Consider the following 18,836-nt stretch of genomic DNA (forward strand, 5'->3'; position numbering starts at 1 on the left):
GCCACATACGGCCAAGGACGCGACGACAACCAACCGCTGTGGCTGGGCTCGATCAAGTCCAACATCGGACACACACAGGCAGCAGCCGGTGTCGCCGGCATCATCAAAATGGTGCAGGCCATGCACCACGGCATCATGCCGCGCACCCTCCACGCCACCACCCCCTCCCACCACGTCGACTGGGAATCCGGCGCCGTCAGCCTCCTGACGGCGCACCAGGAGTGGCCGGATCTGGGGCGGCCACGCCGCTCGGCGGTCTCGTCCTTCGGCATCAGCGGCACCAACGCGCACGTGATCCTGGAAGCGGCGCCCGAGGACGACACGACCCCGGACCGCGAGCCGGCGACGGAAGCGCCGATGATCCCCTGGGCTCTGTCGGCGAAGACACCCACCGGCGTACGGAGGCAAGCCGCACGGCTGCTCGCGCGGATCACCGACGACCCCAACCTCGACCTCCGGGACGTCGGATACACCCTGGCCACGGGCCGGGCACTGATGGAGCACCGGGCCGTGGTCCTGGGCGCGGGACGCGAGGAACTGACCGGCGCGCTGACGGCCCTCGCCCGGGGCGAGGAAGCGCCCGCCGCCGTGGCCGGCGCCGCGTCCGCCGCCGGAACGGCCGGGCTCGCGCTGGTCTTCTCCGGCCAGGGCTCGCAGCGGGTCGGCATGGGCCGTGAACTGTACGAGCGCTACCCGGTCTACGCCGAGGCGTTCGACACCGTGTGCGCCGCCGTGGACGCGCACCTCGAAGGGCACGCGGAACTCCCGCTGCGGGACGTCGTGTTCGCAGCCGAGGACTCGCCGTCGGCCGCACTCCTCCGGCAGAGCATGTACGCCCAGACCGGCCTGTTCGCATTGGAGGTCGCGCTCCTCGAACTGCTCAGGACGTGGGGGGTGACGCCCGACCACGTGATGGGTCACTCCCTGGGCGAGATCACCGCGGCGTATGCGGCAGACGTGCTCTCGCTGGGCGACGCGTGCGCCCTCGTGGCGGCGCGCGGCCGACTGATGCAGGCCCTGCCGGAGGGCGGGGCGATGGTGGCGATCGCCGTCGACGAGCAGGAGGCCGAGGCGTACATCGAGCAGGCCTCCCTGGCGGACGCCGTGGGGATCGCCGCGGTCAACGGGCCGCGGGCCGTGGTCGTCTCGGGCGACGAGGCCGCCGCGGTCGCCGTCGCCGAGCACTTCCGGGCCGCCGGGCACCGGGTGCGCCGCCTCTCCGTCTCGCACGCGTTCCACTCGCACCGCATGGACGCGATGCTCGACGAGTTCGCCGACGTGCTCTCCGGCCTTGAGTTCAAGGCCCCGCGGATCCCCGTGGTGTCGAACGTCACCGGCGGCCCCGTCGGCGCCGAGCGCCTGTGCACCCCGCAGTACTGGGTGGAGCACGTCCGCAGCGCCGTCCGCTTCGCCGACGGCGTACGGAGCCTGGCCCGCCAGGGGGTCACCGCCTACCTGGAGGTCGGACCCGAGGCGGTGGTGACCCCGATGGTGCACGCCACCCTCGACGACACCCTCGGCGACGACGGGTTCGTCGCCGTGGCGGCCCTCAAGTCCGGCGAGCGGGAAGCCTTCGCGCTCACCCGAGCGCTCGCCGAGACGTTCGTGGCCGGCACGCCGGTGAAGTGGGAGCGTCTGCTGCCCGACGGACGCCGCACCGAACTGCCGGGCTACCCGTTCGCGGGACAGCGCTACTGGCAGGACGCGTCCGGGTCGACGGCCGGCATCCGGGCCGCCGGTCTGAACGCCGTCCGGCACCCGCTGCTCGGCGCGGCCGTGTACCTGGCCGACGGCCAGGCGGTGCTCACCGGCCGGATACTGCCCGGTGCGCACCCCTGGCTCGCCGACCACGCGATGGGCGGCACGGTGCTGCTGCCCGGCACCGCCTTCCTCGACCTGGCCCTGCACGCGGGCCACGAGGTGGGCTGCCCGCTCGTCGAGGAACTGACGCTGCAGACGCCCCTGGTCCTGCCGGCCGACACCGCCGTCTACCTCCAGGTCGTCGTCGGCGCCCCGGACGAGGCGGGCCGCCGGTCCGTCACCGTCCACTCATCGCCCGCCCCGGCCTCCGGCGCCGAGGCGCTGGTCCCGCACGCGACCGGCACGCTGTCCACGGCGTCCCCGCATCCGGCCGCCCCCTGGACCTGGCCGCCCGCCGACGCCGAGCCGGTACCGGTCGACGGTGTCTACGCCGACCTGGCCGAGCGAGGCTACGGCTACGGCCCCGTCTTCCAGGGGCTGCGTACCGTACGGCGCACGGCCGACGCCCTGTACGCGGAGGTCGAACTGCCCGTACAGCCGGGCACGTTCGGCATCCACCCGGCGCTGCTCGACGCGGCCCTGCACGCCGTCACACTCGGTGTGCCGTCCCTCTCCGGCGCCGACGGCGCGACGCCCCTGCTGCCGTTCTCGTGGACGGGCGTGACGATGGAGGCGTCCGGCGCTGCCGCGGTACGGGTCCGGCTCACCGCTGCCGGGGACGGCGCGGTGTCCCTGACCGCCGTCGACACCGCGGGCCGACCCGTCGTCACCGTGGACGCGCTGGTGCTCCGGCCCATGTCCGCGGCACCCGACCGGGACGGCGGACTCCGCCTGCGATGGCACGCCGTACCGGCGGCGGAACCGGCCGGCGGACCCGAACCCGCGGTCACCGTCGCGCACGTCGAGCCCGGCGACACGCACACCCGCCTGGCCGAGGTACTCGACCGCGTGCAGCGCTTCCTGGCGGCGTCGGCGGACGATGAGGGTGCCCGGCTGGCCGTGGTCACCCGGGGCGCGGTCATGGAGCAGCCCGACCCGGCGACCGCGGCCGTGTGGGGCCTGCTGCGCTCGGCCCAGGCCGAACACCCCGGGCGGCTGCTGCTCGTCGACGTGGATGTGGACGTGCGGTCGGACGACGCCGTCGCCTCGGCCGTCGCCGCGGCTGTAGCCTCCGGCGAACCGCAGGCCGCCGTCCGCGAGGGACGGGTGTTCGTCCCCCGGCTCGTCCGCTCGGCCCCGACCGTGCTTCCGCTGCCCGACGCCCCCCACTGGCGCCTCGAAACGACCGGTGACGGCGGTCCCGACAGCCTCGCCATCGTCCCGGCGCCCGCCGCGCCGCTGGGCCCGGAGGAGATCCGGGTGGCGATGCGGGCCGCCGGGATCAGCCACGGCGACCTGACCGGCGGGGTCCGGGCGCCCGGCACCGAGGGTGCGGGCATCGTGGCGGAGACCGGTACCGCGGTCACCGGAGTGACCGTGGGCGACCGCGTGTGGGGCGTCGTCCCGCACGGCGGCGCGCTGGGCCGGACGGCGGTGACCGACCACCGGGCGGTCGCCCGTATACCGCGGGCCCTGACCTTCGCCGAGGCCGCGGCGGCGCCGACGGCGTTCCTCACCGCCTGGCAGGCCCTGGTGGACGAGTCCGCGCTGCGGGCCGGACAGCGGGTGCTGATCCACGCGGGCGCCTGTGCCGTCGGTCTCGCGGCGGTCCAGATCGCCCTGCACCTGGGTGCCGAGGTGTTCGCCACAGCGTCCCTCGGCGACCGGGACGCCCTGCGGGGCCTGGGCCTCGACGAGGCCCACCTCGCCGAGCCGGAGGCCGGTGACATCGCGAAGAAGGTGCCCACCGGGCTGGACGTCGTCCTGGACCCGCACGGGAGTGCGGGCGCCGAGGCGTCGGCCGCCCTGCTGCTCACCGACGGGGGCAGGTTGGTAACCACCGGCGGACGCAGGCCCGCGGCCGGCGAAGCCGACGCCGCACGGCGGCAGGCGGTCCTCGCCGAACTCGCCGGTCTGTTCGACGCCGGAGCGCTGCACCCCCTGCCGGTCACCGCCCACGACGTACGGTCGGTGGCCGAGGCCTACCGCCGGCTGGACGAGGGCTCGCCCGCCGGCCGGGCGGTCCTGACGATCCCGCGTCCACTCGACCCGGACGGCACCGTCCTCGTCACCGGCGCGAGCGGCACCCTGGGACAGCTCGTCCTGCGGCGGCTCGTCGCCGAGCACGGCGTCCGCAACGTCCTGCTGCTCAGCCGCAGCGGCGGCGAGGCGCCCCGGGACCTGGTGGACAGCGGCGTACGGGTGCGGTCCGTGGCCTGCGACGCGGCGGACCGCGAGCAGCTCGCGAAGGTCCTCGCGAGCATCCCCGCGGAGCACCCGCTGACCGCCGTGGTGCACACGGCCGGTGTCCTCGACGACGGCGTCCTGGAAGCCCTGACGCCGGAGCGGCTGGCCACCGTGCTGCGGCCGAAGGCGGACGCGGTGCGCGCGCTGGACGAGCTGACCGCGGACGCCGACCTGGCGGCCTTCGTGGTGTTCTCCTCCGTCGCCGGTGTCCTCGGCTCACCGGGGCAGGCGAACTACGCCGCGGCCAACGCCTTCCTGGACGCGTTCGCCGCCCGTCGGCACGCGGCCGGTCGGCCCACGGTCTCCCTCGCCTGGGGCATGTGGACGCAGACCAGCACGATGACGGCCGGGCTCGGCGCCGCCGACCTCGGCCGGATCGCCCGCACGGGGCTGCTGCCCACCTCCACGGAGGAGGGCCTCGCGGCCTTTGACCGGGCACTCGTGAGCGCCCTGCCCAACGTCGTCCCGGTCCGGGTCGACACAGCCGCGCTGCGCGCCGCGGACACCGTTCCGCCGCTCCTGCGGGAACTGGCGCCCGCCCGGAGCCCGCGGGCCGCGGCGAGTGCCCCCGCGGCGCCCGCCGAGTCCCTGGAGAGCAGGCTGCGTGGCCTACCGGAGGACCAGCGCCGCACACTCCTGCTCGACCTGGTCCTGACGGACGTCGCTCTGGTGCTCGGGCACAGCGACCCGCGAGGCGTCTCTGCCGACGGGGCGTTCCGCGACCTGGGCTTCGACTCGCTGACCGCCGTCGAACTCCGCAACAAGATCAACAACCGCGTCGGCGTGAAGCTGAGCGCGACCGCGGTGTTCGACCACCCGAGCCCGCACGCCCTGGTCGACCACCTCCTCGGCCGGCTCGTCCCGGCCCCCGCGACGGCGCCCGACACCGAGCAGCCGAGCTACGAGCGGGTCATGGCCGACCTCACCAGGGCCGGCAACAGCCTGGCCGCACTGGAGCTCACCGGCGCGCAGCGAGCCGCCCTCGCCGAGGCCGTTCGCAGCCTGACGGAGCCATGGGCGAACGGAGAGTCCGTGGCGGAGGCCGACGAACCGGCGGCGGCCGGCCTCGAATCCGCGACCGCGGCGGAAGTCCTGGACTTCGTCACCAACAGCCTCGGTATCTCCATCTCCGGCGACATCTCCATCTCCGGCGACGCGTCGCCCACCGACCCGAGTTGAGAGTGAGTTCATGCCCACCGAAGACGAGCTGTTGAAATACCTCAAGGCGGTTTCCGAGGAACTGCACGCCACTCGCGGGCGGCTGAAGACGCTCGAAGGCCGCCGCGGCGAACCCGTGGCAATCGTCGGCATGAGCTGCCGGCTGCCCGGCGGCGTGTCGTCCCCGGACCACCTGTGGGACGTCGTCGTCAAGGGCGAGGACGCGATCGGCGCGTTCCCGGCCGACCGTGGCTGGGACGTCGACGCGCTGTACGACCCGGAACCGGGCAACCCCGGCAAGACCTACACCCGCTCCGGTGGGTTCCTGCACGACGCGGCGGACTTCGATCCGGCGTTCTTCGGGATCACTCCGCGCGAGGCCCACGGAATGGACCCGCAGCAGCGCCTGATGCTGGAGGCCTCGTGGCAGGCCCTGGAGAGCGCGGGCATCAACCCGCAGACCCTCAAGGACACCCGCACCGGTGTCTTCGCCGGTTCCTTCCACCACGACTACGACCCCGGCGGCGGCAGCGTCGGCAGCCTGGTCTCCGGACGCGTCTCGTACGCGCTGGGACTGCAGGGGCCCGCCGTCACGGTCGACACCGCCTGCTCGTCGTCTCTGGTCGCGCTCCACCAGGCGGTGCAGTCACTGCGTGACGGCGAGTGCACCCTGGCTCTGGCCGGCGGCGTGACGGTGCTGTCCACGCCGGGCGTCTTCGTCGAGTTCTCCCGTCAGCGCGGCCTCGCCGCCGACGGCCGCTGCAAGTCGTACGCCACGGCGGCGGACGGCACCGGCTGGGGCGAGGGCGTGGCCGTGCTGGCCCTGGAGCGGCTCTCCGACGCCGAGCGCCACGGCCACCGGGTACTGGCGGTCGTCCGCGGTACGGCGGTCAACCAGGACGGCGCGTCCAACGGCCAGACGGCCCCCAACGGCCCCGCGCAGCAGCGGGTGATCCAGGACGCCCTGGCCAGTGCGCGACTGACGCCGGCCGACGTCGACGTCGTCGAGGGACACGGCACGGGCACGACCCTCGGCGACCCGATCGAGGCGCAGGCGCTGCTGGCGACGTACGGCCAAGGGCGGGACGAGGAGCAGCCGTTGTGGCTGGGTTCGATCAAGTCGAACATCGGGCACACGCAGGCGGCGGCGGGTGTCGCGGGCATCATCAAGATGGTGCAGGCGATGCGCCACGGCCTGATGCCGCGCACCCTCCACGTGGACGAGCCCTCGCACCACGTCGACTGGACCGAAGGCCAGGTCAAGCTCCTGACGGAGAACAGGACGTGGCCGGAGAACGACCGTCCCCGTCGGGCCGGGGTGTCGTCCTTCGGCTACAGCGGGACGAACGCTCACGTGATCCTGGAGGCCGCGCCCGCCGAGGAGCCGGCATCGGCCGACGAAGCCGAGCCGGTACGCGACGGCGTCGTGCCGTGGGTGCTGTCGGGGCGGACCGAGGCGGCTCTGGCCGAGCAGGCCACGCGTCTACTGGCCCGGATCAGCGAGGGGTCCGCGCTCGACCCGCGGGATGTGGGATTCACGCTGACCGGGGGACGTGCAGTCCTTGAGCACCGGGCCGTCGTCCTCGGCGATGGCGGGGCTGAACTGACCGCTGGACTGGAGGAGCTGGCTGCCGGTCGTGCGGCGACGAGTGCCATCACGGGCCGCGCGGCGTCCTCCGGTGCCTCTGGTGGTGTGGTGTTCGTGTTCCCGGGTCAGGGTTCGCAGTGGGTGGGCATGGCCCGGGAGTTGTTGGAGTTCTCGCCGGTGTTCGCGGCGCGGATGGCGGAGTGCGCCGCCGCCCTGGAGCCCTACGTTGAGGGCTGGTCGCTGCTGGAAGTGGTGCGGGACGGCGATGAGGAACTCCTTCGGCGCGTTGATGTGGTGCAGCCGGTCCTGTTCGCGGTGATGGTGTCGCTGGCAGAGCTGTGGCAGTCGTTGGGTGTGCGTCCGGCCGCGGTGGTCGGGCATTCCCAGGGCGAGATCGCAGCCGCGTGCGTGGCCGGGGCGCTGACGCTGGAAGATGCGGCGCGCGTGGTGGCGCTGCGCAGCCGCGCGATCCTGCGACTGTCCGGACGCGGCGGCATGGTCTCGGTGCTGGCTCCCGAGGAGCAGGTGACCGGACGGCTGACGGATGGACTTCAGGTCGCGGTGGTCAACGGACCCGAGCAAGTCGTCGTGTCCGGTGCGCCCGACGAACTGGACGCGTTCCAGGCCAGCTGTGAGGCGGACGGCATACAGGCGCGTCGTATCGCAGTGGACTACGCCTCCCACTCACCGCAGGTCGAAGACCTCAAGGCCGAACTCCTCGACGCACTCGGTGAAATTGAGCCCCGCAGCGGTCGGGTCCCGTTGTTCTCGACGGTGTACGGCGAGGCGATCGACACCGCGGTGATGGACGCGGAGTACTGGTTCACCAACCTCCGCGAGACCGTCCGCTTCGACGCCGCCCTGCAGAAGCTCCTTGAGGCCGGGCACCGCGTCTTCGTCGAAAGCAGCCCCCACCCCGTCCTGCTCGGCGCCGTGACGCAGTACGCCGATCACCGTCGTACGACCGGCGTGACCGCCGTCGGCACACTCCGCCGCAACGAACCTGAAGCGGCCCAACTGCTGCGCGGCCTGGCCGAGGTGTTCGTCGCGGGCGTCGACGTGGACTGGTCGCCGTGGGTGGCGGGCGGACAGTTGGTGGAACTGCCGACCTACGCCTTCCAGCGCCGCCGGTACTGGCAGCCCGCCGCCGCCACGGCCGCCGACGTCGGCTCCGCCGGTCTGGAGGCGGTACGGCATCCGCTGCTCGGCGCGGCCGTGCGCCTCGCGGGCGGCGACGACGTCGTACTCACCGGACGCGTATCCCGCGCCACCCACCCGTGGCTGGAAGACCACGCCGTATTCGGCACAGTCATCCTGCCCGGCACCGCCTTCGTGGAAATCGCCCTCCGAGCAGCCGACGAAGTCGGCTGCGAGGTACTGCGGGACCTGACCCTGCACGCACCGCTGGCCCTTCCCGAGCAGGGCGAGATCGACCTGCAGGTGCAGATCGGAGCCGCGGACGGCACCGGTCGCTCGTTGGACGTCCACTCCCGGCCCCGTAGGTACGACGGCACGGCGGAGTGGACCCACCACGCGAGCGCCGTACTCGTCACGAGCGACGGCACGGACGCCGCCACGGCCTTGGAGACCGAAGGACCGCTGTACGGGACGGCGTGGCCGCCGGTCGGTGCGGAGCGGCTGGACGCCGCCGACCACTACGACACGATGGCCGACGCGGGTCTGGAGTACGGACCGGCCTTCCAGGGGCTGTCCGATGTATGGCGGCTCGGCGACGAGATCCTCGCGCAGGTCACCCTGCCCGGCCGGCAGGCCGAGGAGGCACAGAGGTTCGCCCTGCACCCCGCCCTCCTCGACGCGGCACTGCAGGCCGCGGGGGTGGACGGCCTGGACGGCCGCACGCCGCTGCCCTTCTCCTTCGGAACGGTCACCCTGTACGGCAGCGGCGCGAGCGAGCTGCGCGTGCGCATCGCCCCCACCGGGGCGGACACCTTCACGGTGGAGGCGGCAGACCCGTCCGGCGCGCCGGTCGCCCGGATCGACTCGCTCCTCGTACGCCCGGTGACGGCCGGCGACCTCGCCACCCCGGACAGCGGCACGGAGGTGCTGCTGTCCGTCGAGTGGTCGCAGTACGCGGCGGGCGAGGGCACTTCGGCCCTGAACGCCGACACAGACACAGACACAGACTCAGGCACGGGCACGGGCACCGACATGTCGGATGTGACGCTTCTGAAGGCCGTCGAGGCCGGGACCGCGGCCGGTGACGAGGCCGCCCGTGCGCGGGCGGTGCTCCAGGACGCGCTGCGCGGTGTGCAGGAGTGGCTGGCGCAGGACCGGCCCGCTTCGGCGCGCCTGGTCGTGCTGACCCGCCACGCCGTGCTCACCGGCGCCGAGGAGTCCGGTACCGCCGTCAACCTCGCCCATGCCTCCGTGTGGGGCCTGGCTCGGGCAGCCCGCGCGGAGAACCCCGGCCGCGTCGTCCTCGTGGACGCCGACGGCGACCTGGACAGCCTCGACGCGGGCACGGTGCGGGGCGCACTGCGCACGGGGCTGCACGAACTGGCCCTGCGGAACGGGGAGATGTACGTGCCCGCCCTGCGCCGCCGGACGACGGAACCGGCCGCCGACGCCACGGCTGCCGCCGACAACACTGCCGCCGCCCTCGGCACGGGTACCGTCCTGATCACCGGCGGGACGAGCGGCCTCGGCGCACACGTGGCCCGGCACGCCGCCGGCCTCGGCGCCCGGCACCTGCTCCTGCTGTCCCGGCGCGGCCCCGCCGCCGAGGGGGCCGATGCGCTGCGCGACGAACTCACCGCCGCCGGAGCGCGGGTCACCGTACGGGCCTGCGACGCGTCCGACCGCGAGCAGTTGGCGCGGGTGCTGCACGAGGTGCCGGACGAGTATCCGCTGACCGCCGTCGTGCACGCCGCGGGCGTCCTGCGCGACGCCGTCGTCGAGTCGATCGATGCGGGAGGCCTGGACGCCGTCCTGCGGCCGAAGACCGACGCCGCCTGGCATCTGCACGAACTGACCGCCGGGACGGACCTGTCCGCCTTCGTCGTCTTCTCCTCGCTGGCGGGTGTGCTCGGCAGTGCGGGGCAGGGCGGTTACGCCGCCGCGAACGCGTTCCTCGACGCGCTGGCGCAGGAGCGCCGCCGCACCGGGCTGCCCGGACTCTCCCTCGGGTGGGGCCTGTGGGCGGAGGCCACCGGCATGACCGGGCACCTCGGCGAGGCGGACCTGGAGCGGATCAACCGCGGCGGGATCGCCGCCCTCGGCACCGGCCGGGGGCTCGCGCTCCTGGACGCCGCGCTCGCCAGGGACACCGACGACGCGCTGCTCCTCGCCGCCGCCCTCAACGAGCCCGTCCTGCGCACCACCGGACCGGGCCTGCTGCCCCCGCTCCTCGTCGGCCTGTTCCCGCCGCGCCGCCGCGTCACCGTGGCCCGCGCCGACCGCCCGTCCACCGGGGGCGGGGGCATGGCGCTCGACTCGCGGGACGCGGTCGTCGACCGGCTGCGCTACCGGTTCGCCGGGGCCATGGGGTTCGACACCTCGGAGATCGACACCGTCGCGCCGCTCGTCGGCCAGGGCCTCGACTCCGTGATGGCCATGCAGATCCGCAGCCAGATCGAGGCGGACTTCGGCCAGTCCCTGCCGATCGCCTCGCTGTTCAACGGCGCCGGCGTCGAGAGCATCGCCGACCAGCTCATCGGGGGCGCGGGGCAGCCGGTCGACGCGGACGCCACCGACGGCGCGAAGCCCGCCGGGGGCGCCGAGGAGGTCGCGGAGGTCGTACGCCATCCCGCCACGCGGGACGTCGTACGCCTGCTCCGTGCCGAGCAGCACGGCACCCCGAGCGTCACGCACCACATAGGCCTCGCCGTGCGCCTGAACGCCCCGACGACCACGGACCGCCTGATCGAGGTGGTCGCCTCGCTCGCCGCCCGGCACGCCGCACTGCGCACCGCGGTCGTCCCGGACGCGGACGGCGGGCAGCAGTTGGAGGTGCGGCGCTCCCTCGACGGCGAACTGGTGCGCTGGTCAACGGTGGACGCGGGCACCGACGTGGACGCACGGCTGCGCGAGCTCATGGAGCCGCCGTTCGATCTGGCCCTCGCCCCGCTGTGGCGGTTCGAGCTGCTCGCCTTCCCGTCCGGCGAGCAGGTCCTCGTGTTCGGCGCGCACCACGCGGTCTCCGACCTGGCCTCGCTGATGCTGGTGGCGCACGGCCTGGGCGCCGGCCTCTGCGGCGCCGAGCCGCCCGCCGCCGTCACCAACCGCGACATCGACCTGCTGCTGCGGGCGCAGGCCGCGCGCCCGGCGGACTCCCGGGGGCCCTCGGCCGACTGGCGTGAGGACTTCGTGGGGGCTCGGCGCCTCGACCTGGAACTGGCCGGGCCGCGGCCCGCACAACGGTCGTTCCGCTCGGCCATGCACCTGGCGGACCTGCCGCAGGACCTCCACGAGAAGGTGGCGGCCCGGGCGAACCGCCTCGGCATCACGCCCGCCGCCTTCTGGCTCGGAGTCCTTACGGTGCACCTCGCCCGCCTCCGCGAGCGGAACAGGTTCGTCCTGGCGGTCCCCGTGGACACCCGCATGCACGTGTCGGCCCTCGACGCGGTCGGGTACTTCGGCCTGCCCATCCCGTTCGCCGCCCAGGTGGAGGCGGGCGAGACCGCCGCCGACACCCTGCGGCGCACCGACAGCCGGCTCAGCCGGGTCCTGGAACGCGGCGTCTCGTTCTTCGACGCGATGTCCGCCCTCGTCGAGGAGGGGCTGTACCGCAAGGACGCGCCCCTCGTCGAGGTCTACTTCAACTACATGCCGCCGCAGGCGGGCGCCGCGGAGGGCCTGCGGATCGTCCCGGCGGGCACTGGCTACTCCGACCTCGACCTGATGGTCACGGTGATGCCGGGCCTCGGGAAGGTCGCCCTCGAGTACAACGCCGACATCCTCGACGAGGCGAGCTGCGCGGACCTGGCGCGCGGCTGCCTCGCCCTCGCCGCCGCGATCGCCGACGGCCCCGACACCCTGGCCGCGCTACCGGAAGGCCTCCTCGTGGCCCACGAGCCCCATGTGACCGCCGAACCTGATGGGGCCTCAGTGGTTCCTGAGCCCACAATGGTTCCTGAGCCCACAGTGGTTCCCGAGCCCGCAGCGGCTCCCGAGCCCCGGCCCGCGGACCGGATCGCCGTGGCGGCAACCTTCGCCCTCGGCAATCTCCCGGCGATGCTGTCGGTCGCCCTGGAGGACGCCGGCGTCGACGGCGGGCCCTTCGCCGTGGTCGAGGCCCCCTACCACCAGGTCCTCGCGAGCCTGCACGACCCGGGCAGCGTGCTTGCCCAGAAGTCGACCGCCGCCGGCCTGGTCCTGCTGCGTCCCGGTGACCTGACACGCTTCGCGGACGCGGACGGTGACGGCCACCTGCTCGCCCAGCTCGCCGACGAGTACCCGGCTGCCCTGCGCGCCCTCGCCGAGCGCACCCGCACCCCGCTCGTCGTGGCCTTCCTGCCGGAGCGCTCCGACGACGAGCGCCTGCGCGCCTGGGAACGACAGGTGACGGCGGAACTCGTGGACCGGCCGGGCATCGCCGTACTGCCGTCGGACACGTGGCAGGACGACGACTACCCGGCGGACGACGTGTTCGACGCGCAAACCGACGACATGGCGCACCTGCCGTTCCAGGACGAGTTCCAGGCGGTCGTGGCGCTGCGGCTCGCCGACACCCTGTGGAACATCCGCCGTCGGGCGCCCAAGGTGATCGTCGTCGACGGGGACGAGACGCTGTGGAGCGGCGTCGCGGGCGAGATCGGCCCCGACCACGTCGACTTCACCGGAGCCCGTGCCCTGCTCGCCCGGCGACTGCTGCAGTGGCGGGAGGCAGGAGTGCTCCTCGCCCTGGTCTCCAACAACGACGAGGAGACGGTGCACCGCATCCTCGACCGGCCGGACAGCCCGCTGCGCCGGGAGCACTTCGCCGCGATCTCCGCGGCGTGGGAGCCGAAGTGGACGCGCATCGTGAAGATCGCCGAGGACCTGCGGCTCGGTCTCGACAGTTTCCTGTTCCTCGACGACAACCCGGTGGAAATCGCCGGAGTGCGCGCCCAGTTGCCCGAGGTGCTGTGTGTGACCTGCCCGAGTGAGGCCGAACTCGGCCAGTTGGTGAGCCGGTTGTGGCCGATGGTGCCGCGGGCGGCGACGGCGGAGGATGCCGCCCGGGCCGAGTTCTACCGGGAGGAGCAGGTGCGCGACGGAGCCCGCGCCCAGCTGGGCTTCGCCGAGTTTCTGGAGAACCTCCAGCTCGAACTCGACATCGAGCCCGTGTCGGAGGAGACCGCCGAGCGCACGATTCAACTGAGCAGGCGCACCAACCAGTTCAACCTGAGGCCCCGCCCCCTGGACGCCGCCGAACTGGAGCGGCTGGAGAAGGACGGCGAGGTGTGGACGGCCACCGCGCGTGACCGGTTCGGCGCGTACGGGCAGATCGGCGTCCTGGCCGTCACGGCGGACGGGGACGCGCTCGAAGTGGTCGCCTGGATGATGAGCTGCCGGGTGCTCGGCCGTGGAGTGGAGGACCGGCTGCTGCAGTGGCTGGCCGACCGGGCAGAGGCCCACGGATGCGGCACGGTGCGCCTCGTCGCCGACAACACGCCCCGCAACATTCCCGCACGACGCCTGGTTTCCCGCCTGGGCGGCGGCGACGTGGAGGCCCCGCGCCTCGAAGCAGCGGTGGCATTGGCGCAACTCCGGGAGTTCCGTTCCTGGGACCTCGGATCCGAAAACGCAGCGGAGGACAGCAATGCCTGAGGCGGGTAGCGGCACCAGCCGCAACAAGAGTGTCAACCGTCGTCCCGAGGAGGAGGTGATCGAACGGCGCGGACCGGGCCGGGCCCAGGCCTCCGACCTCCTCGCGCGCTTCCGCGGTACGCCCGCGCCCACCGCCCCCCAGTCCGCGCCCGCCGCCCAGCAGTCCGCACCCGCCACCCCGCAGTCCGCGCCCGCAGCCCCGCGGGCGGCGTCCCACGTCCCGCAGCCGGCCGTAGCCGACGCGGCGGGGACCCGCGGTGTCGCCGAGGTCGCCGCGGAGATCGTCGCCCGCGTCGGCCGATTCCTGCCGGGGAGCACGGCCGACACCGAGACGGACCTCTTCGACGCCGGTCTGTCGTCGGTCGACGCGGTCGAACTGGTCGCGGTCCTGGCCAGGGAGCTGGACGTACGGGTGACGCTGGACGACGTCTTCGCGGACGCACGGCCCCGCCGCATCGCGCAGCGCTGGGCCGCGGCGGCGGGGCTGCCCACCGCGGTGCCGGACACCGCGGCACCCGGCACCACGGCACCCGGCACCGCGCCGAACGCGCCGTCGTCCAAGGCCTCACCGGCGATCGAGCCGGTCGTCGTCCGCGGGACGGCCGACGGGGTGAACGAGGACCTGCAGATGATCCTGGCCGACCTCGCGCTCGCCGACCGGCTGCCGTTCAGCCATCAGGCCGAGCCCGTGCCGCCGCGCCGCATCCTGCTCACCGGCGCCACCGGCTACCTCGGCAGCCACCTCCTGCTCGACCTGCTGCGGCAGGGGGACGCACATGTGGTGTGCCTGGTGCGCGCGGCGGACGACGCCGCTGCCGAACGACGCCTCGCCGAAGCTCTGGCGAGCTTTGACCAGCCCTGGTCCGCCGAGGTCCGGCGGCGGGTCACCGTGCTCGCGGCGGACCTCAGGCGGCCGCGCCTCGGCCTGTCGGAGGAGGCCTGGGAGGGCCTGGCCCAGGAGATCGACTCGATCGTCAACGTCGCCGCCGCGGTCGACTTCCTGCGTGGCTATCCCTCTCTGCGCCAGACCAATGTGCTCGGCCCGCTGGTCCTCGCGGAGCTGGCGATGACGGGACGCACCAAGCCGCTGCACCATGTCTCGTCGGTCGCCGTGTTCAACGAGGTCGGCATCGAGAGTATGGGCGAGGACGACCCGGTCGCCCATATCGACCGTCTCTTCGCGGGCTACGACAAGTCGAAGTGGGCCGCCGAGGCCGTGCTGCGGCGGGCCCGCGAGCACGGCCTGACCGCGACCTTCCTGCGCCCGGGCGCGATCGGCGGACACACTCGTACCGGCGTGTACAACCCGCGCGACCTCAGCACCGGCCTGATAGGTGCGTTCTCCCGGTACCGGGCCGTCCCGGCCTTCAAGTTCATGAACCTGGCGCCGGTGGACTGGATCAGCAAGGTGGCGGCCGCGGTGGTGTTCGACCCCCAGGCCTGGGGCCAGAACTACAACTTGACCGGCCGCGCGGAGACACTGCCGGAGCTGGTCAAGGACATGAAGCTGGCCGGCATGAACGTACGGGTGGCCAACTGGCGGGACTGGCGCGACGATCTGCTCCGGCGCCATGCGGCCGAGCCGGTGCCCGAACTCGACTTCCTGATACGCATCCTGCGCAGCCCCACCGCGATGAAGCTGTTCGAGGCGCTGATGTTCGGCCCCGAGGCCGGGTCGGAGCGCACCGAGAGATTCGTGACACGGCACCGGCTGCCGATGGCGGAACGGTACGGCGCACAGGCCCAGCTGAAGGCCTTCGAGCGGATGGCGAAGGACGGCGTGGCACGGCTGCCCAGCCGTGAGGACCCGCCCTATCTGTCGTTCCGCGAGCGGACGAAGGGCCATCTGGGACCGATCGGGGAGGACCGCGACACCAAGTGCCGGATGGCCCTCACGCTGTCCATCGCGAGCATGTACCAGGTCGTACGGCACCGGAAGATCGACGTCCGGGGCGAGGTGACCTGCGAGCGCCTGCACCCGCAGCCGCTGACGGTGGAGGCGGGCGAGATCTGGGTCCGCCCCGACGAGGGCGTCCCGCTGCGGCACGGCAGCGATCACCCGCTGTTGCGCTATCGCCTGATCCTGGTGGACCGGGACGGCGGCCGCTGGTGGCTGGAGGGGTGGAAGACGGCCCGCGCCAGCCGCGACTTCTGGAAGCAGACCCGGACCATCGACGTCACCATCGGGCGTGAGGACGAGCCGGCGAGCCTGGCCGGCGTCGTCAAGGTGCCGGGCAAGACCTACGTCCCGGACCAGATCGACGGGATCCGGGTCGACCCGAGGCTGTCGTCGCAGGAGCAGCGGCTCGCCAAGCTGGCCTGGCTGTCGTGGTTCTTCGTGCAGGTGGGCATGGGACTCGCGGAGCCGTCCCTGCGGGTCGCCGCCGAACTCCTCGACCTGCGCAGGGACGCGATCGACCGGGACAAGGACAAGTTGCAACGCAAGATCAGGAAGCTGATGATCAAAAGGGAGCAGACCCGATGACGCTGAGGCCCCTCCACCACGCACTCGGGGACCGGGTCGAGGAGATTCCCTTCACCGCCTCCGACGGCACCGAGCTCGGCCTGTGCCGGGTCGCCCCCGAGGACGGCTCCACCGACCGTCCTGCCGTGCTGGTCCTGCACGGCCTCACGGCCTCGGCGGACATGTTCACCCTGCCCGAGACCCGCAACCTGGTCGACGTCCTGCTCGACGCGGGATACGAGCCCTGGCTGCTCGACTGGCGCGGCAGCTGCCGCCTGCCGTACAACGAGGGCCGGGTGCGCTACACCTTCGACGACGTGGCGCTCTACGACATCCCCGAGGCGGTGGCGCTGATCAGGGAGCGGATCGGAGGGCGCCGGCTGCTGGCCGTCGCGCACTGCATCGGGGCGATGTGCCTGTCACTGAGCATGGCGGCGGGCCTGGTGCCCGGCCTCTCCGGCGTCGTTGCGCAGGGAGTGTTCCTCACGCCGAAGATGTCCTGGAAGACACGAGCGCGTCTGCACTTCGGCGGGGAGCTGCTCCGGTCGAGCTTCGTCAACATCCCCACCGACTTCAAGAAGGTGGGCCTCTGGTCGAAACACTCACTGATCTTCGCGGAAGTCTCGCTGGGCGCCGAGTGCAAGGATCCCAACTGCCAGATTCTGCACAACGACTCGTGGGGCGTGGGCGGTTCGCTCTTCGAGCACGACAATCTCCACCAGATCACCCACGACCGCCTGGCCGACCTGTACGGCACGGTGCCGATGTGGATCCTGCCGCATCTGCGCAGCATCGAACTGGCCCACACGATGATGCGGTACAACGACTCCGACGGCCGGTACGACGCCTTGCCGAAGAACGCCCTCGACAACGCGGGCACGTTCGAGACACCGCTGATGCTGCTGTCCGGCAGTGACAACCGCTTCTGGTACGACTCCAACGAGATCTGCCGCGACGTCCTGTCGCGCCGGTACCCGGAGATGGACGTCCGCTACGTGGAGGTGCCGGGCTACGGCCACCTCGACGCGTTCATCGGCCGCAACGCGGCGCTGGACGTGTTCGGCCACATCGTGGACTTCCTCGACGAGTGCCGGTCCGCCCCGCCGAAGCAGGCCGGCGCGGGAACGGGCAGTGGAACTCGATGACATCCACCGACGGGCGCCCGGGCGCCGCGGCGCCCGGTGCACGCCTGGTGATGCCCGTCATCCTGCTCGCCATCTTCACCGTCCCCTTGTCGGTGTCCGGAACGGCCGTGTCCCTGGGCGACATCGCGGACGACCTGGGAAGGTCGCCGACCGGCGAGCAGTGGGTCCTCAACGGCTACAACCTGACCTTCGCCTGCTCGACCCTCGTCTGGGGCTCTGTCGCGGACATCATCGGGCGTTGGCGGGCCCTGATGACCGGACTGCTGACGTTCGGCGCCGGATCCGCGCTCAGTCTGGTCGCGACGGACTACCTGATCCTGGACTCGGCCCGGCTGGTGGCGGGGGCCGGGGCGGGGGCCGTCTTCTCGGTGGGTACCGCGGTGGTGTCGTCCCATTTCGAGGGCGAACGCCGAACCCGTGCGTTCGCCCTGCTGGGGTCGGTCGCCGGCCTGTCCCTGGCCTTCGGCCCGACCCTGTGCGGTCTGTTGACCCAGATCGCCGGCTGGCGGCTCGTCTACGGACTCCAACTGGTCTGCCTGATCGTCGCCTGCGCCGGCATGCCGCTGATCCGACGGGCTGCCGACCACGAGAAGAGGCATGCGGCCCGGATCGATGTGGCGGGAGCCGTGCTCTTCTGTGCGGCGACCACCCTGGTGCTCGGCGGGCTGGCCCTCGGTTCGGCCACAGGGTGGGCGTCGCTCCCCTTCCTGCTCTGCACGGCTGCCGGTACCGCCTGTTACGGGCTCTTCGTCTGGCGTGAATCCACCGCGCCAAGCCCTCTGCTGAGCCTGCGCACACTGCGCAGCCGGCGCTTCTCCGGCATCACGCTGGTGGTCGCCGTGGCTTCCTTCACCTTCACCAACGCGGTCGCGTACCTGCCGGTCTTCCTCCAGGGCGCCTACGGCTTCTCCCCGGGGGCGAGCGGCGCGTTCCTGATGTTCCTGACCGTGCCCGTACTGGTCGCGCCGCTGATCGCCGGGCAGCTGGCCGCCCGGGGAGCAGCCGTGGACAAGATCATGACGTGGAGCATCGCCCTGCTGGTCGTGGGACTGGTACTGACGGGCGTGGGTGCCGGGCCGGGCCTTGCGTGGATGGCGCTGCCGATGGTGATCGTCGGCGTCGGATTCGGCCTGCAGGCCGGTCTGGTGGACGGTGAGGCCTTGGCGCAGGTGCCGGAGAAGGAGGCGGGCATGGGGGCAGGATGGATCAATACCGTTCGGCTCGGCAGCGAGGCCATCGCGGTGTCACTGTTCGGCTCGCTGTTCGCCAGCTTCGTGGGCAGCGCCGCCCACGCTTCCCGTCAGGGATTCGCCGCCATCACGATCGGCACCACCTTGTTCGCGGCGGTGATCGGTGTCTTGTCGATACTCCTCATGCGCCGAGGCAGGCAAGGTGAAGCGCTTCCGCGAAGTCGAGCCCGCGCCCTCTGATGGGCACAAAAAATGCCCTCTTACCTTCGTTTCCGCAGGTAAGAGGGCATTTGATTGTGGAGCCTAGGAGATTCGAACTCCTGACATCTGCCTTGCAAAGGCAGCGCTCTACCAACTGAGCTAAGGCCCCGAAAACGGTGCACCCAGCCGGAAGGATCTCGCTCCGGTGGGCA

Annotated in this window: 5 protein-coding genes and 1 tRNA gene; 5 read left to right on the forward strand and 1 reads right to left on the reverse strand. The window is 72.6% G+C overall.

Translation table 11 applies throughout. From position 1 onward, the window contains the following. The 5 genes from ACWFRJ_RS34850 to ACWFRJ_RS34870 all read left to right on the forward strand — a co-directional run. A partial coding sequence (locus ACWFRJ_RS34850) for an SDR family NAD(P)-dependent oxidoreductase (RefSeq protein ID WP_453540274.1) occupies positions 1–5,286 on the forward strand: 5,286 nt, incomplete at its 5' end. Between the two features lie 10 nt (positions 5,287–5,296). Further along, positions 5,297–13,624 carry an HAD-IIIC family phosphatase gene (locus ACWFRJ_RS34855; RefSeq protein WP_453540277.1) on the forward strand — a complete coding sequence of 2,776 codons (8,328 nt, stop codon included), beginning with the start codon at positions 5,297–5,299 and terminating at the stop codon, positions 13,622–13,624. Continuing rightward, a complete protein-coding gene (locus tag ACWFRJ_RS34860) occupies positions 13,617–16,109 on the forward strand; it encodes a thioester reductase domain-containing protein (protein WP_453540280.1) in 2,493 nt (830 codons plus the stop codon). The genes ACWFRJ_RS34855 and ACWFRJ_RS34860 overlap by 8 nt, the downstream gene beginning before the upstream one ends. Beyond that, on the forward strand, positions 16,106–17,233 hold the full coding sequence (locus ACWFRJ_RS34865) for an alpha/beta fold hydrolase (RefSeq protein ID WP_453540283.1): 1,128 nt from the start codon (positions 16,106–16,108) through the stop codon (positions 17,231–17,233). The genes ACWFRJ_RS34860 and ACWFRJ_RS34865 overlap by 4 nt, the downstream gene beginning before the upstream one ends. Beyond that, positions 17,230–18,663, forward strand: a complete 1,434-nt coding sequence (locus tag ACWFRJ_RS34870) for an MFS transporter (protein ID WP_453540286.1) — start codon at positions 17,230–17,232, stop codon at positions 18,661–18,663. The genes ACWFRJ_RS34865 and ACWFRJ_RS34870 overlap by 4 nt, the downstream gene beginning before the upstream one ends. A gap of 57 nt (positions 18,664–18,720) precedes the next feature. Here ACWFRJ_RS34870 and ACWFRJ_RS34875 read toward each other — a convergent pair. Continuing rightward, positions 18,721–18,793: transfer RNA gene (locus ACWFRJ_RS34875), tRNA-Ala, on the reverse strand. Positions 18,794–18,836: the final 43 nt, after the last annotated feature.

It is taken from the genome of Streptomyces sp. NPDC055239 (assembly GCF_053606205.1).

Bases quoted from the DNA above. Each gene is read 5' to 3' on its own strand.
- ACWFRJ_RS34855 (WP_453540277.1), top strand. From the start codon at position 5,297: ATGCCCACCGAAGACGAGCTGTTGAAATACCTCAAGGCGGTTTCCGAG.
- ACWFRJ_RS34860 (WP_453540280.1), top strand. From the start codon at position 13,617: ATGCCTGAGGCGGGTAGCGGCACCAGCCGCAACAAGAGTGTCAACCGT.
- ACWFRJ_RS34865 (WP_453540283.1), top strand. From the start codon at position 16,106: ATGACGCTGAGGCCCCTCCACCACGCACTCGGGGACCGGGTCGAGGAG.
- ACWFRJ_RS34870 (WP_453540286.1), top strand. From the start codon at position 17,230: ATGACATCCACCGACGGGCGCCCGGGCGCCGCGGCGCCCGGTGCACGC.